We start from the raw sequence: 12,704 nt of genomic DNA, 5'->3' as shown, positions 1-12,704 counted from the left end.
CTCAGAACACCAGGTAGCGCGAGGCGAGTTCTTCGACCAGGGGGTCGTCGTCGGGGACGCTGTTGAGCGCCTCGAGGTCGGATTCGACCGAGAGCTGGCGGGTGTCTTCTTGTTCGGTGTCCGGTGCGCCGTCTTCCGCGAGTTGACGTAGTAGCTTCGCGCGGACCCGGTCCTTCAGGGAATCACTCATGGATGCAGCTTGCCCGGTCCGCGGCGGCGGAATCGCGGTGGCACGCCGGGTTGGATCACACCGGAGAGAGCCAGGTTCCCCACGGGGTGTTGCGCAGCACGGTGTAGATGGTCAGCAGCGCGAAGAAGGTCCACATCGTGGCGCGGCTGATCGAGGGCAGGCGCATTCGCCGGCCGCGCCAGGCACGCAGGGTCCAGTCGGTTATCCACAGGACGAACGCGAGCACCAGCGGGATCGCAAGCAGGTTGCTGTGCAACGAATCCAGCAGATTGCCGTCGGTCAGGTTGTGGATCGCCCGCATGCCGCCGCAGCCGGGGCACCAGAATCCGGTGAGCGCGTAGACCGGGCACACGCCATAGGAACCTTCGACATGTGGGTCGCGCACGTGCAGCAGCACACCGATCCCGATGCCCACGCCCGCCACCAGCAGCGGAACCCCTATGCCACGCAGACCCTGCCTGGTCGGGGGCGCTGATTGCTGGTGCGCCGCCGGTTCCGGTGCCACGTGCGTGCTGTCCACAGCACCAACGGTAACTGCGCGCCGCCGGTCACCGCCACAGGTCCTACTCGGGTTGGGCGAAGCGCAGGGTGTTGCCGGACGGGTCGATCAGCTCGAAGCCGAGGCCGCCCGGGCCGTCCTCGGGCGGACCCGGTTTGGCGTAGCGGTATTCCTTCCCCGCCAGCTCGGCGTACCACGCCTTGACGTCGGCCACCGCCATCCACACGACGGTGCCCGGTGTGCCGTCCCCGTGATGCTCGCTGAGGTGTAGTTTCGCCACGCCCCGGGAGACCTCCGCGTAGAGCGGGAAGTTGTCGCCGAACCGGTGTTCCCAGTCGACGGTGAAACCCAGGTAATCGCAATAGAACTCGTATGCCCGCGCGGCGTCGAACATGCGCAGGACGGGGATGGGAGCTGCGAAGCCGATCTCGTCGGAAGCCACCCGGCGATCATCGCACCGGGGTCCGACAAGATCGAATATATTTGCTATTTACGCAGGTAGAGTATGATTTCCGCTGTGGATGCCGCTGGTTCTACCCGGCTCGACGGATTCGCGATCAACGCGACTCGCAAGCTCGAATTCGGGCATGTGGGGCACTGGTCCGCACCCGGGCATCGCGATCTCGACGACGACAGCCAGCGGATGGTCGCGGTCGAGATCGATCCCGGCGACGGTTCCTCGGTCGTGGTGTTCGTCCGCGCACCCAACCGCAGCGACGTGCCGAGCGACTTCCATCCGGACGACCAGGTGTGCCTGGTGATCCCCGAGGTGATCGCCGCGCTGTACTCCGCCAACTGAGCGGGTGCGCGTAAACCGTTACTGGATTGCCACTTTCGCGGGCTAACGCAACCCTGCTCGATTAGCGATGAAGACAGCAGAGGCCCGCTCCGGACGTTAATTCTTTGTGAAAACAGACAGTGTCACTGCACCGAATTCCGGGTATTCAAGCCTACGAGCCAGAAGTTCCGCTGCGGCGCGCTTGCACTAGCAAGCACTCAGCTTGCACTGTACTGTGGCGGCAGACACAAAGGAGTGCCCGATGCTGGTGAAGTCGATGAAGACTTTGGCGGACGCGCGTAATGGCGCCCTGACCGCCGGTTACCGCGCCGGATTGCGATCACGCACCTTCCGGACCGCGTCGTTGAACGCTCCTACCGCTCCCCTGGAAGTCATCCCGGTCACCACCGTGGACGGCGCCCGCCTGCGGGTGCACGCGTACGGCCCCGCCGACGGCGAGGTGATCGTGCTGATCCACGGCTGGAGTTGCAGCATCGAGTACTGGAATCCGCAGATCAACGCGTTCGCCGATCGGTATCGGGTGGTCTGCTACGACCAGCGCGGGCACGGCGCCAGCGAGCTCGGCCGGCGCATGCCGAGCCGGGACACCCTGGCCGACGACCTGTCCGCCGTACTCGACGCGACCCTGCGCCCCGGCCAGCGCGCCGTGCTCGCCGGCCACAGCATGGGCGGAATCACCGTGCAGGCGTGGGCCGCTCGCTATCCCGAGCAGGTCGCCCGCCGCGCGTCCGCCGCCATCCTGCTCAACACCACCGCGGGCAACATCCGTTACGACACCGACCTGCTCCCGCTGCTGAACAAGCAGCTCATCGTGCAGAACAAGCCCGTCACCGTGCTCGGCGCCCCGCTGCGCCTGCCGACCTTCGTCTCCGAGACCGTGCTGACCAGCCCGGTCCCGCTGCCCGGCGGCTGGTTGGTCAGCGCGGTGCTCAAGGACCGGGTGATGAGCAAGCACGCCTCCGCCGACGAGGTGAACTTCGCCCTCGGCATCGTTCGCTCCTGTCGTCCGCTGGCCCGCGGCAAGCACGCCGCCGCCCTGGCCGACCTCGACGTCAGCGACGGCGCCGCACACCTGACCATCCCCACCACGGTCATCTCCGGCAGTTTCGACCGGCTGCTGCCGGAGCGGATGGCCCGCCGGATCGCCGACACCCTGTCCCGCACCGGCCATCTCGCCGCTTACCACACCTGGCCGACCGGCCACCTCGGCAATATCGAGGCCGCCGACCGCTTCAACGCCGAACTCGAGCTGGTCGCCCAGCAGGCCACGCAGCGCACCGCCGTCGCGGGCTGACCCCTGAACGTTCTCCTGGGCCGGTCAACGGCGCCCGGCCCAGGAGCAACACCCACGCACCGATGAGTTCTCCGCCGCGAGATCGTCCTTACTGCTGAGCAGGCAATCACCCGTCAGCAGAAGAGGTTTCGCGAATGTTGATCATCGCCGGTTATGCGGAAGTCGACCCCGTCCAGCGGGACACGTACGTCAGCGCCTTCCGGGACCTGCTCAGCCGCTGCCGATCCGCCGTCGGCTGCCTGGATTGCGCCATCACCGCCGACCCCGTCGACCCGGCCCGGGTGAACGTCTTCGAACGCTGGGACACCCCGGAAAACCTCGAAGCCTGGCGCGCGGTGGCCAACGCCCCCGACCTCGCTATCGATATCAAGAGCAACTACGTCATGCAGTACACCGTCACCGACGAACGCCCGCCCTTCGACTGAGCCGACGCTGTCGTCTGAACAACTGTCCCCTGAACAGCGGATATCCGCCGACCGATCCCGATGGAATCGTGTCCAACGTACATTCCCCAAACATTTTGTTAAGGAAATACGTTGAGTACTTCAGATTTTCGATCTTTCAGCATTCGCAAGGCAGCAACGGCAGTCGTCCTGGCGGCAGCGGTAACCATGGCGGCGGCCGCGGGCGTGTCCGCGGCCCCGCCGTCGGGTAGCAGCGGCAGCGGGAGTGGCAGCAGCGGCGGCGGACCCGGCAGCAGCGGCAGCGGGTAGCGGCCCCGGCACCCCCGCCCCGCCGACCCAGCAGTGCAACCAATCGACCCAAGCCGGTGGCCCAGGCGTCACCAACACGATGCACCAACTCGGCCGCCCCGGACCGGCCTCGTTCGTCCTGTCCTACGAAACCTTCAACATCCCCGACCAGATCGAGGTCTTCTACCAGGGCGCCCGCGTCCACAACACCGGCTACATCGGCGACGACATCAACGAAGGCACCGGTTCAGCCGTGATCAACATCCCGCCCGGCACCGCAACCGCCGTACTCGTCCGCGTCACCGGCCCAGGCGGCACCGACTGGAACTACACCGTCCACTGCCCCCGCTGAACCCCTCTTACCGGACGGGACATGACGACGGCCGCTCATGTCCCGTTCTACGAGCTTGGTCAGAATTCGAGCTCAGTCCATGGGATGGCGATCGAGAACGGGAACTCGATCTCGATGCCCGCCTCGTCGGCATGGGTCCATTCGCCGGCAAGCAGGTAATTGTTCGTGCGTAGCGGATGCACCCCGGTCGGCAGGTGCCCATGCCCCGACTCGAGTGCGTAGGCACGAACCGTGGCAATGGCACTCGACTCAGGCGCCAACCTGACTTCCCAGTACCAGGGGATCCCTGCACCGGCATACCTGCCTTTTTTGGCCTCGACGTCGGTCTGCGTGTTGGACGGGGACAACACCTCACCGACCAGCAGAACCTCTGCGGCACGTACATCTTGGTATGCGGAGCCCAGGCAGCGGTGAACGAGGAAGTCGGGCGTCAGAAAATTCGACTTCCCGCTGACGCCCAAGAAGACATTGGTCTCGAGATTGACCTGCCAGCAATGCTCCGGGCTCTCCGACATGACCTTCCATGCGCACCGCTCGATGGCATTGGTCAAACGGCGCATGAATGTCTGATGTTCAGCGGGGCCACGGCGGACCCACACCACCCGGCCGTCCCATAGCTCGATCTGCTCGGCGACCTCCTCAGGGAGAAGCTGCAACTCCTCCCAGGTCATGAACTCGGGGAGGTCGGGCCGCTCGATGCTCGGGAGAGACATGCCGCAATGATAATGGTCCAACTGCCCGCCTAACCAGGGAGTTTGCCTGCCACGTCGCCGAACGGGACCTGATGACGGCTGCCGTGGCGGGTCAGCGCCATGATGTCCCGTACGACGGGCCATCGACGGTTAGTCCAAGCCGGCGAGTTTGGCGGATAGGACTGCGCGTTCGCGAGCGTTGCCGCACAAGGTGATTGCGTGGGTCAGTTCGGTGCGGGCTTCCGAATTTCGGCCTAGTTGGATCAGGAGTTCGCCGCGGACGCTCGGGAGCAGGTGGGTGCCGGAAAGTTCTGGGGCGGAGGATAATTCGTCGACGATCAGTAGTGCGGCCGCTGGGCCCTGGGCCATGGATACCGCTACCGCGCGGTTGAGGTCGACGACCGGGGAGGGGGTCAGGCGGCCGAGGGCTTCGTAGAGCAGCACGATGCGTTCCCATGCTGTCTCCTCGACCGACGGTGCGACAGCATGGCATTCGGCGATCGCAGCCTGTAGACCGTAGGCGCCGAGACCTCGTCCTACCCGCACCGCGCGATCCAAAGCCGCACGGCCACGGCGGATTGCGGCGCGATCCCAGCGGCGACGGTCCTGGTCCGCCAGCAGGACCGGGTGCCCATCCGGTCCGGTGCGGGCCGGAAAACGTGCCGCGGTGAGCTCGAGCAGGGCCAGAAGTCCTTGTGCCTCAGGCTCGTTCGGCACCAACCGGGAGAGCACCCGGGCCAGTCGCTGTGCCTCGCCGGCGAGCTCGGACCGGATCAGCTCGCTGCCGGAACTGGCCGACGATCCTTCGGTGAAGATCAGATACACCACGTTGAGCACGGATCCGAGCCGCGCCTCCCGCTCCTGCGCGGACGGCACCTCGAACCGCACCCTGGCCGCGGCCAGCGTCTTCTTCGCCCGGGTGATCCGCGCCTGCACGGTCGCCGTCGGCACCAGGCACGCCTTGGCGATCTCGTCGCTGGTGAGACCGCCGACGACGCGCAGCGTGAGCGCAACCCTGGCGTCCCTGGACAGCGTCGGGTGACAGGAGATGAACATCAGCGCCAGGATGTCGTCATCGATCTGGTCCGGATCCCACAGCACGTCACCGGCCGCCGTCGGCTCGGGCGGTTCGCTGCCCGACACGGCACCGCCCTCACCCAGATTGTGGGCGAGGGCCGTGTACCGGTCGTCGAGGGCCGAGCGCCGCCGGAACGCGTCGATGGCGCGCCGCCGGCCGACGGTGAGCAGCCAGCCCGCGGGATTGTTCGGCACCCCGTCGCGTGGCCAGGTCACCAGCGCTTCGGCCAGCGCCTCCTGCGCGAGGTCCTCGGCGAGCGAGAAATCGCCGGTGTAGCGCGCCAGCGCGCCGACGATCCGCGCGGATTCGATCCGCCAGACGGCGGCGACGGCCTCACGACCAGTGTGTTCGGCCATCGCCCGCCGTCCCGGTCAGAGCTGGCCGGTGGCTTCGCGCCACTCCCGCTCCTTCTTGACCCACTCGTTGTCCTGCGGGAATTCGTCGATCGAGGCGACCCGCCTGATCTCGGTCTTGAATCCCGGCCCGGCCATCGGCATGCGCTTGGCCCACTCGATCGCCTCCTCCTTCGACGCCACGTTGAGAATGTAGAAGCCGCCGAACAGCTCCTTGGTCTCACCGTAGGGGCCGTCGGTGACGATGGGCTGCTCGGCGGAGTAATCGACCACCACACCCTCGGCCGCGTCCACCAGCCCCTCGGCCGCGAGCAGCACCCCGGCCCGGATCAGCTCCTCGTTGAACTCCCCAACGATCTCCAGCATCTTCTCGAAGTCGACCTCCCCCATCCCCGCGTACGCCTCATCCGTCGCGCGCATCACCAGCATGTACTTCATGGTTCGTCTCCTCGGTTCATCCGGGTCCCCTGTGGACCCTTTCACTCTTAGGTCGAACGGAGGTCACCAAAGATCGACACGCCCCCAAAATTTCTTTTCGGAGGTGCGCGACTGTCGGCTGTTGCACCGAGAACGCCGGTCGAACGAGCGCCACTGCGCGGCAGATCAAGCAGGCCGAAAACTACGCTGGCATCCGTTGAGTCGAAGCGCGGACGCAAGAAGTCGAACCAGGGGGATCCATGACATCAACCGACTACAAGGCACTGCACTTCTCCCAGGCGAATCCCGCCGGCCCTGGCCAAGGGGATGTGCCGGCCCTGCTGCGCACCATCGCGTCCACGATCGAGACCCTCGGCCCCGTCACGGTGGCGGATCTGATCCTGCACACCGAGGCCACCGCGGACGGCAACTGGCCGTCGATCACGGTGTACTACAGCAAGGACGACACGGAGTAAGAACGAAAAAGCCCCTGCATGCGAATCCGCATGCAGGGGTTATCGGGCTGGAGCCGCCTGCGAGAATCGAACTCGCGACCTTTTCATTACGAGTGAAGCGCTCTACCGACTGAGCTAAGGCGGCGTGCCTTTCGGCGTGGCGAGTCTATCGTCTCGGGGGCTGGATCGCGAAAACGGGTGGTCACCGGGGCGGGGTCAGGTGGTTTGGGCGGCGGTCAAGGCGGCGGCCAGGGCGGCCAGGGCGAAGCGGGGTTTGACGTTGACGTCGAGGGCTTCGCGGCAGGCCAGGACGGCGTCGATGGATTTGAGCAGGCCCTCGGGACGGACACGGTCGGCCAGGTCGTGGATCTGGTCGGACAGGTCGGGGTGGGTGAGGGCTACGCCGGAGCCGTTGCGGGCGGCGCCGAAGCGGACGGCGAGGGCGTCACGGTAGACCCCGGCGACGTCGATGAGGGCGCGGTCGAGCGAGTCGCGGCCGGTGCGGGTGGCGCGTGACTTCTGCCGGCGTTCCAGGTCTTTCAGCACGCCGGCCGAACCACGGGTGGCGCCCGCGGCACCCTTGCCGGTGCCGCCCGCGCCCATCGCGGTGGCCAGTTCTTCGCGCTCGCGGTCGTCGCGGCCGGCGCTCATCTGTTTGGCTTCGTCGTCGGCGGCCTTGACCAGTTCGTCGGCGGCGGCATAGGCGGCACCGGGTTTCGAGGCGGCGGCGACCAGGGCGAGTGCGCGTTGCCGACGTTCACGCGCCTCGGCGTCGGTGGCCAGGCGGCGAGCCCGGCCGACGTGTCCGCCGGAGATCGAAGCCGCCCAGTTCGCGGTCTTCTCGTCGAGGTTGTCGCGTTCACGGAGCACCCGCGCGATGGCGGGCACCGAAGGCGTTACCAGATGGACGTGCCGGCACCGCGAACGCAGGGTCACCGAGATGTCTTCGGGGTCGACCGAGGGCGCGCAGAGCAGGAACACCGTCCGGTCCGGCGGCTCCTCGACCACCTTCAGCAGCACGTTGCCCGCGGCCTCGGTCAATCGGTCGGCGTCCTCGATGACGACCACCTGCCACCGACCGGTGCTCGGCCTGCGCGAGGCGATCTGCACGATCTCGCGCATCTCCTTGGTGCTGATGCTCAGCCCCTCCGGGATCACCCGGCGCACGTCACCGTGCGTGCCCGCCATGGTGGTGGTGCAGGCATGGCAGTGACCGCAGCCGGGCATGCCGGGATCGGTGCACTGCAGCGCGGCCGCAAAGCACAGTGCCGCAACGGATCTGCCCGATCCGGGCGGCCCGGTGAACAGCCACGAGTGCGTCATCGCCCCCTGGACGACCTCCGCCCGGGCCGCGACCGAGGCAGTCGTGAGCGCGGACTCGACCGCCTCCTGGCCGACCAACCGATCGAAGACACCTGCCACGCCGTACACCCTAGCGGCCCGCACCGACACGGATCGCCCGGTCGGGTCCGGGCGACGCGCGGACCGGTATTGACCACGCCGCCGGCCGGGCGGATCCTCGAGAAGGAGGTGGAATCACTGTGAGAATTCTGTTGATCACCGGCGATGCGGCCGAAGACCTCGAGGTCATGTACCCGTATCAGCGTCTGCTGGAAGAGGGCCACGAGGTGCACATCGCGGCCCCGGCTGTGAAGAAGTTGCAGTTCGTGGTGCACGACTTCGTCGACGGCTTCGATACCTATACCGAAAAGCTCGGGCACAGTTGGCCGGCCGATGTCGCGTTCGCCGACGTCGATCCGGCCACCTACGACGCGCTGGTGGTGCCGGGCGGCCGGGCGCCGGAGTACCTGCGCAACAACCCGGACTGCCAGCGCCTGGCCCGGCACTTCGCGGAGGCGGGCAAGCCCATCGCCGCGCTGTGCCACGGACCGCTGATCCTCGCTGCCGCAGGCGTTTTGGTCGGCCGCTCGTGCAGCGCGTACCCGGCGCTGGCCCCGGACATCGAGGCGGCCGGGGCCAAGTTCGTGGACAGCGAGGCCTACGTCGACGAGAACATCGTCACCGGCCGCGCCTGGCCCGACCACCCGGCCTGGATGCGCGAATTCCTCAGGGTGCTGGGCAAATAGCGCGTTACGCGATCCGCGAGTAGGTGCTGTTCGCGCCGTCGAGTTCTTCGCGGATGATGTCGGCGTGCCCGGAGTGGTGCGCGATCTCCCGCAGGATGTGCAGCAGCGTGTAGCGCACGGTCCACCAGATCCGTTCCTGTGACCAGGGGGCGGTCGGCGTCGGGACCGAGGTGTCCAGGCTGTCCACGGTGCGGATCAGCTCCGCCGTCGCCGCCGCGACCGCGTCCCACTCGGCGAGCAGGCCTGCGACGGTCTCGCCCTCGGCCATCACGTACTCGCCGTCGAACTGCGCGGCATCGAGTTCCGCGGTCTCGTCCCGCTCGATGAGCACGGTGGTCCAGTGCCGCTCACAGTTGATCAGGTGGTGCAGCAGTCCGCCGAGGGTCAGTTCGCTGGCTGTGGTGCGCCTGCGTGCCTGCTCGTCATCGATGCCGCGCACCGTGATTCGGAACAGATCGCGCTGGTCGGCGAGAATGCTGATCAGGTCTTCGCGTTCCTGGTCGGCCATGGGTGGATCCTTTCGCGGGTCGAGCACTCGGACCGTAGATTACGGTGGTCCGCCCGACCCGCGAACTCAGGACTTCCCGACGCCGGTCTTCTTCGCCGCCGTCTTCTGCGCGGCGGTCTTCTTGGCGACCGTCTTGGTGGTCGTCGACTTGCTCGCGGTGGCCTTCTTGGCCGCGGTTTTCTTCGCCGCGGTCTTCTTGGCGGGCGCCTTCTTGGCCGCGGCCTTCTTCTTCACCGGTCCGCGTGCACGTCGATCCGCGAGCAGCTCCATCGCCCGCTCCGGGGTGATGGACTCGATCTCGTCGCCCTTGCGCAGGGTGGCATTGGTCTCGCCGTCGGTGACGTACGGACCGAAACGTCCGTCCTTGATCACCATCGGCTGACCGGATGCGGAGTCGTTGCCCAGCTCGCGCAACGGCGCCGTGGCCGAGGCCTGCCGCCCGCGCCGCTTCGGCTCGGCGTAGATCTTCAGCGCCTCGTCGAGCGTGACGTCGAAGATCTGATCCTCACTGGTGAGCGAGCGAGAATCGGTGCCCTTCTTCAGATATGGGCCGTAACGGCCGTTCTGCGCGGTGATCTCCTCGCCGGAGGCCGGATCGGCACCGACCACGCGCGGCAACGACAGCAGCTTGAGTGCGTCGTCGAGGGTGACGCTCGCCAGTTCCATCGACTTGAACAGCGACCCGGTGCGCGGCTTGGGCGCGGCCGCCTTCTTCGCCGTTTTCTTGGCGGGCGCCGGGGTCTCATCGGCGGCGGGTTCGGGCAGCACCTCGGTGACGTACGGGCCGAAACGTCCTTCCTTGGCGACGATTTCATGCCCGGACGTCGGATCGATGCCGAGTGAGCGGCCTTCCTGCGGCGTCGAGAACAGCTTCTCGGCGACCTCGATGGTCAGCTCGTCCGGCGGCAGATCGTCGGGCAGGTTGGCCCGCTGCGAGACCGAATTGCCTTCGGGGTCATCGGGATTGATGACCATTCGCTCCAGGTACGGCCCGTACCGGCCGACCCGGACGACCACGTCGCGGCCCTCGTCATCGGCAAAGAGCTTGATGGAGTTGATTTCTCGCGCGTCGATGTCGTCGAGCCGCTCGCCGACCATCTTCTTCAGACCGCCGGACCGCGCGACCGAACCCTCGGCGCCGGTCTCGCCGCCGAAATAGAAGCTGGACAGCCAACTTCCGCGCTGCTCGCGACCGCCGGCGATGGCGTCGAGGTCGTCCTCCATGCCCGCGGTGAAGTCGAAGTCGACCAACCGGCCGAAATGCTCTTCCAGCAAACCGATTACGGCGAACGCCACCCACGACGGCACCAGCGCGCTACCGCGCTTGTACACATAGCCGCGGTCGAGAATCGTCTTGATGATCGACGCGTAGGTCGACGGGCGGCCGATGCCGAGCTCTTCGAGCGTCTTGATCAGCGAGGCTTCGGTGTATCGCGCGGGCGGATTCGTGCTGTGCCCATCGGGATTCAGCTCGACCGCGGTGACGCCCTGGCCCTCGGCCAGCGCGGGCAGCCGGGATTCGGCGTCGTCGGATTGACCGCCCGCCTCCTCGTCCACGCTCTCCACGTAGGCCTTGAGGAAGCCGGCGAAGGTGATGGTGCGACCCGACGCGGAGAACACGCATTCCTCGCCGGTGGTGGCGGTGCCGGTGATGCGCAACGTCAGCGTGGTGCCCCTGGCGTCGGCCATCTGCGAGGCGACCGTGCGCTGCCAGATCATCTCGTAGAGCCGGAACTCGTCGTTGTCCAGCCGCGCGTGCAGCTGGCCCGGGGTGGCGAAGGTGTCGCCGGCCGGGCGGATCGCCTCGTGGGCCTCCTGCGCGTTCTTCACCTTGCGGGTGAATTGCCGCGGGGTCGGATGCACGTACTCGGCGCCGTACAGCTGGGTCGCCTGCGATCGGGCCGCGGCGATAGCCGACTCGGACAGCGTGGTCGAGTCGGTACGCATATAGGTGATGTAGCCGTTTTCGTACAGCCGCTGCGCGACCCGCATCGTGCGCTCGGAGTTGAAGCGCAGCTTGCGCCCGGCCTCCTGCTGCAGCGTCGAGGTCATGAACGGCGGATACGGCTTGCGGGTGTACGGCTTGGCCTCCGCGGAGGAGACCACCAGGTCGGCGCCGTCGAGCGCCTGCGCCAAGCGGCGGGCATAGCCCTCGTCCAGCACGACGACGCCGGACGCGGTCTTGAGCTGACCGTCCGAGCTGAAGTCACGACCGGTCGCGACGCGCGCGCCTGCGACATTCACCAGCCGCGCACCGAAGGTCCGCGGGTTGCTGGTGTCGCCGTCTTCGCCGGGGCCCGCGTCGAGCTTCGCGGCGATGTCCCAGTATTCGGCCGAGCGGAAGGCCATCCGTTCGCGCTCGCGCTGGACGATCACCCTGGTGGCGACCGACTGCACGCGACCGGCGGAGAGCCGGGGCATGACCTTCTTCCACAGCACCGGACTGACTTCGTAGCCGTAGAGCCGGTCCAGGATGCGGCGGGTCTCCTGCGCGTCGACCAGATCGTTGTCCAGGTCTCGCGTGTCGGCCGCGGCCGCTTGAATGGCGGGCTCGGTGATCTCGTGGAAGACCATGCGCCGGACCGGGACCTTGGGCTTGAGCGTTTCCAGGAGGTGCCAGGCGATCGCCTCGCCCTCCCGGTCGGGGTCGGTGGCGAGGTAGAGCTCGTCGGCGTCCTTCAGCAAGCTCTTGAGCTCGGCGACCTTGGCCTTCTTATCGGGGCTCACCACATAGATGGCCTCGAAGTCGTGGTCCACGTCGACGCCGAGGCGCGCCCAGGACTCACCCTTGTATTTGGCGGGAACGTCCGCCGCTCCCCGTGGCAAGTCCCGGATATGTCCCACCGAGGCCTCGACCGTGTAGTTACGGCCTAGGTAGGGCGCGATTTTTCGGGCCTTGGTTGGGGACTCGACGATCACGAGACGACGCAGGGGACGGCCCTGGTCGGCTGCACCGCGGTCTCGTGTTGCCACCGGCGAATACACCTTTCCTGTCGACCCGCGTTGGCGCTTTTCGGCGCTGTGCGCGGCTGGGGCAAGCGGGGACGACGGCTGGGCGTCGCCACCAGACACGTTTATACCTTGACGCTACGTGTGGTCGAGTGCTTGCGACTTGAACCACAGAGCGTACGCGCGTCACTGCGACTCAGTATGCCTTGTGTTCAGGCCCCGGCTGTGCCACGGCGTGTTCACCAGTCTCCGACCCGAGTCACCCGGGTGTGTCTTTGCCCTAGATATAGCTCGTCCCCCACCCCCGGGTTACCGGCGGTGAGGGACGAGAGTTGGATT

The 12,704-nt window shown here is 67.0% G+C and carries 15 protein-coding genes and 1 tRNA gene; 6 read left to right on the top strand and 10 right to left on the bottom strand.

Features of this window, described 5'->3' with window-relative positions:
* Window position 1: 1 nt before the first annotated feature.
* From AB0M22_RS16705 to AB0M22_RS16695, 3 genes are read right to left on the bottom strand one after another with little or no spacing between them, the layout of a single operon-like run.
* Complete coding sequence (locus AB0M22_RS16705; RefSeq protein ID WP_364726713.1) at window positions 2–190, bottom strand: hypothetical protein; 189 nt, start codon at window positions 188–190, stop codon at window positions 2–4.
* A 55-nt stretch (window positions 191–245) separates the two neighbouring features.
* Window positions 246–710, bottom strand: coding sequence for a DUF2752 domain-containing protein (locus AB0M22_RS16700; RefSeq protein ID WP_364726710.1), 465 nt, complete (start codon window positions 708–710; stop codon window positions 246–248).
* A 43-nt stretch (window positions 711–753) separates the two neighbouring features.
* Window positions 754–1,131, bottom strand: coding sequence for a glyoxalase superfamily protein (locus AB0M22_RS16695; protein WP_364726707.1), 378 nt, complete (start codon window positions 1,129–1,131; stop codon window positions 754–756).
* 75 nt (window positions 1,132–1,206) lie between these two features.
* Between AB0M22_RS16695 and AB0M22_RS16690 the strand changes: the two genes are divergently transcribed.
* The 4 genes from AB0M22_RS16690 to AB0M22_RS16675 all read left to right on the top strand — a co-directional run bounded on the left by AB0M22_RS16690 (window position 1,207) and on the right by AB0M22_RS16675 (window position 3,826).
* On the top strand, window positions 1,207–1,488 hold the full coding sequence (locus tag AB0M22_RS16690; protein WP_364726704.1) for a hypothetical protein: 282 nt from the start codon (window positions 1,207–1,209) through the stop codon (window positions 1,486–1,488).
* A 241-nt stretch (window positions 1,489–1,729) separates the two neighbouring features.
* Entirely contained in the window at window positions 1,730–2,782 is a 1,053-nt protein-coding gene (locus AB0M22_RS16685; RefSeq protein WP_364726701.1) for an alpha/beta hydrolase, read from the top strand.
* A gap of 134 nt (window positions 2,783–2,916) precedes the next feature.
* A complete protein-coding gene (locus AB0M22_RS16680) occupies window positions 2,917–3,207 on the top strand; it encodes an antibiotic biosynthesis monooxygenase (RefSeq protein ID WP_364726698.1) in 291 nt (96 codons plus the stop codon).
* Window positions 3,208–3,451: 244 nt separating this feature from the next.
* Window positions 3,452–3,826: a hypothetical protein gene (locus AB0M22_RS16675; protein WP_364726695.1), complete on the top strand. Its 375-nt coding sequence runs from the start codon at window positions 3,452–3,454 to the stop codon at window positions 3,824–3,826.
* Between the two features lie 59 nt (window positions 3,827–3,885).
* On the opposite strand, the gene AB0M22_RS16670 is transcribed toward AB0M22_RS16675, so the two are convergent.
* The 3 genes from AB0M22_RS16670 to AB0M22_RS16660 form a co-directional block, all read right to left on the bottom strand.
* Window positions 3,886–4,539 carry a Uma2 family endonuclease gene (locus AB0M22_RS16670; protein ID WP_364726692.1) on the bottom strand — a complete coding sequence of 218 codons (654 nt, stop codon included), beginning with the start codon at window positions 4,537–4,539 and terminating at the stop codon, window positions 3,886–3,888.
* 129 nt (window positions 4,540–4,668) lie between these two features.
* Window positions 4,669–5,952, bottom strand: coding sequence for a sigma-70 family RNA polymerase sigma factor (locus tag AB0M22_RS16665; protein WP_364726688.1), 1,284 nt, complete (start codon window positions 5,950–5,952; stop codon window positions 4,669–4,671).
* Between the two features lie 15 nt (window positions 5,953–5,967).
* Window positions 5,968–6,387, bottom strand: a complete 420-nt coding sequence (locus AB0M22_RS16660) for a YciI family protein (protein WP_364726686.1) — start codon at window positions 6,385–6,387, stop codon at window positions 5,968–5,970.
* Between the two features lie 239 nt (window positions 6,388–6,626).
* On the opposite strand from AB0M22_RS16660, the gene AB0M22_RS16655 reads away from it, so the two are divergent.
* The gene (locus AB0M22_RS16655; protein WP_364726683.1) at window positions 6,627–6,842 is read left to right on the top strand and encodes a hypothetical protein; all 216 of its coding nucleotides are present in this window, start codon (window positions 6,627–6,629) and stop codon (window positions 6,840–6,842) included.
* 48 nt (window positions 6,843–6,890) lie between these two features.
* Here AB0M22_RS16655 and AB0M22_RS16650 read toward each other — a convergent pair.
* A tRNA-Thr gene (locus AB0M22_RS16650) sits at window positions 6,891–6,966 on the bottom strand.
* 71 nt (window positions 6,967–7,037) lie between these two features.
* Complete coding sequence (locus tag AB0M22_RS16645) at window positions 7,038–8,243, bottom strand: DNA polymerase III subunit delta' (protein ID WP_364726680.1); 1,206 nt, start codon at window positions 8,241–8,243, stop codon at window positions 7,038–7,040.
* A 119-nt stretch (window positions 8,244–8,362) separates the two neighbouring features.
* Here AB0M22_RS16645 and AB0M22_RS16640 point away from each other — a divergent pair, with 119 nt between their 5' ends.
* A complete protein-coding gene (locus tag AB0M22_RS16640; protein WP_364726677.1) occupies window positions 8,363–8,908 on the top strand; it encodes a DJ-1/PfpI family protein in 546 nt (181 codons plus the stop codon).
* Window positions 8,909–8,912: 4 nt separating this feature from the next.
* Here AB0M22_RS16640 and AB0M22_RS16635 read toward each other — a convergent pair whose 3' ends face one another.
* Together AB0M22_RS16635 and topA are read right to left on the bottom strand one after the other, a co-directional pair.
* Window positions 8,913–9,416: a DUF664 domain-containing protein gene (locus AB0M22_RS16635; protein WP_364726675.1), complete on the bottom strand. Its 504-nt coding sequence runs from the start codon at window positions 9,414–9,416 to the stop codon at window positions 8,913–8,915.
* 66 nt (window positions 9,417–9,482) lie between these two features.
* On the bottom strand, window positions 9,483–12,335 hold the full coding sequence (gene topA, locus AB0M22_RS16630; protein ID WP_364726999.1) for a type I DNA topoisomerase: 2,853 nt from the start codon (window positions 12,333–12,335) through the stop codon (window positions 9,483–9,485).
* Window positions 12,336–12,704 lie beyond the last annotated feature (369 nt).

The organism is Nocardia sp. NPDC051756 (assembly GCF_040681495.1).
Classification (GTDB): domain Bacteria; phylum Actinomycetota; class Actinomycetes; order Mycobacteriales; family Mycobacteriaceae; genus Nocardia.
This window is presented reverse-complemented; position numbering and strand designations above follow the sequence as displayed.

Excerpts from the sequence above, each read along its gene's own strand:
- AB0M22_RS16705 (WP_364726713.1), bottom strand. The coding sequence starts at position 190 with ATGAGTGATTCCCTGAAGGACCGGGTCCGCGCGAAGCTACTACGTCAA.
- AB0M22_RS16685 (WP_364726701.1), top strand. The coding sequence starts at position 1,730 with ATGCTGGTGAAGTCGATGAAGACTTTGGCGGACGCGCGTAATGGCGCC.
- AB0M22_RS16680 (WP_364726698.1), top strand. The coding sequence starts at position 2,917 with ATGTTGATCATCGCCGGTTATGCGGAAGTCGACCCCGTCCAGCGGGAC.
- AB0M22_RS16670 (WP_364726692.1), bottom strand. The coding sequence starts at position 4,539 with ATGTCTCTCCCGAGCATCGAGCGGCCCGACCTCCCCGAGTTCATGACC.
- AB0M22_RS16665 (WP_364726688.1), bottom strand. The coding sequence starts at position 5,952 with ATGGCCGAACACACTGGTCGTGAGGCCGTCGCCGCCGTCTGGCGGATC.
- AB0M22_RS16660 (WP_364726686.1), bottom strand. The coding sequence starts at position 6,387 with ATGAAGTACATGCTGGTGATGCGCGCGACGGATGAGGCGTACGCGGGG.
- AB0M22_RS16655 (WP_364726683.1), top strand. The coding sequence starts at position 6,627 with ATGACATCAACCGACTACAAGGCACTGCACTTCTCCCAGGCGAATCCC.
- AB0M22_RS16635 (WP_364726675.1), bottom strand. The coding sequence starts at position 9,416 with ATGGCCGACCAGGAACGCGAAGACCTGATCAGCATTCTCGCCGACCAG.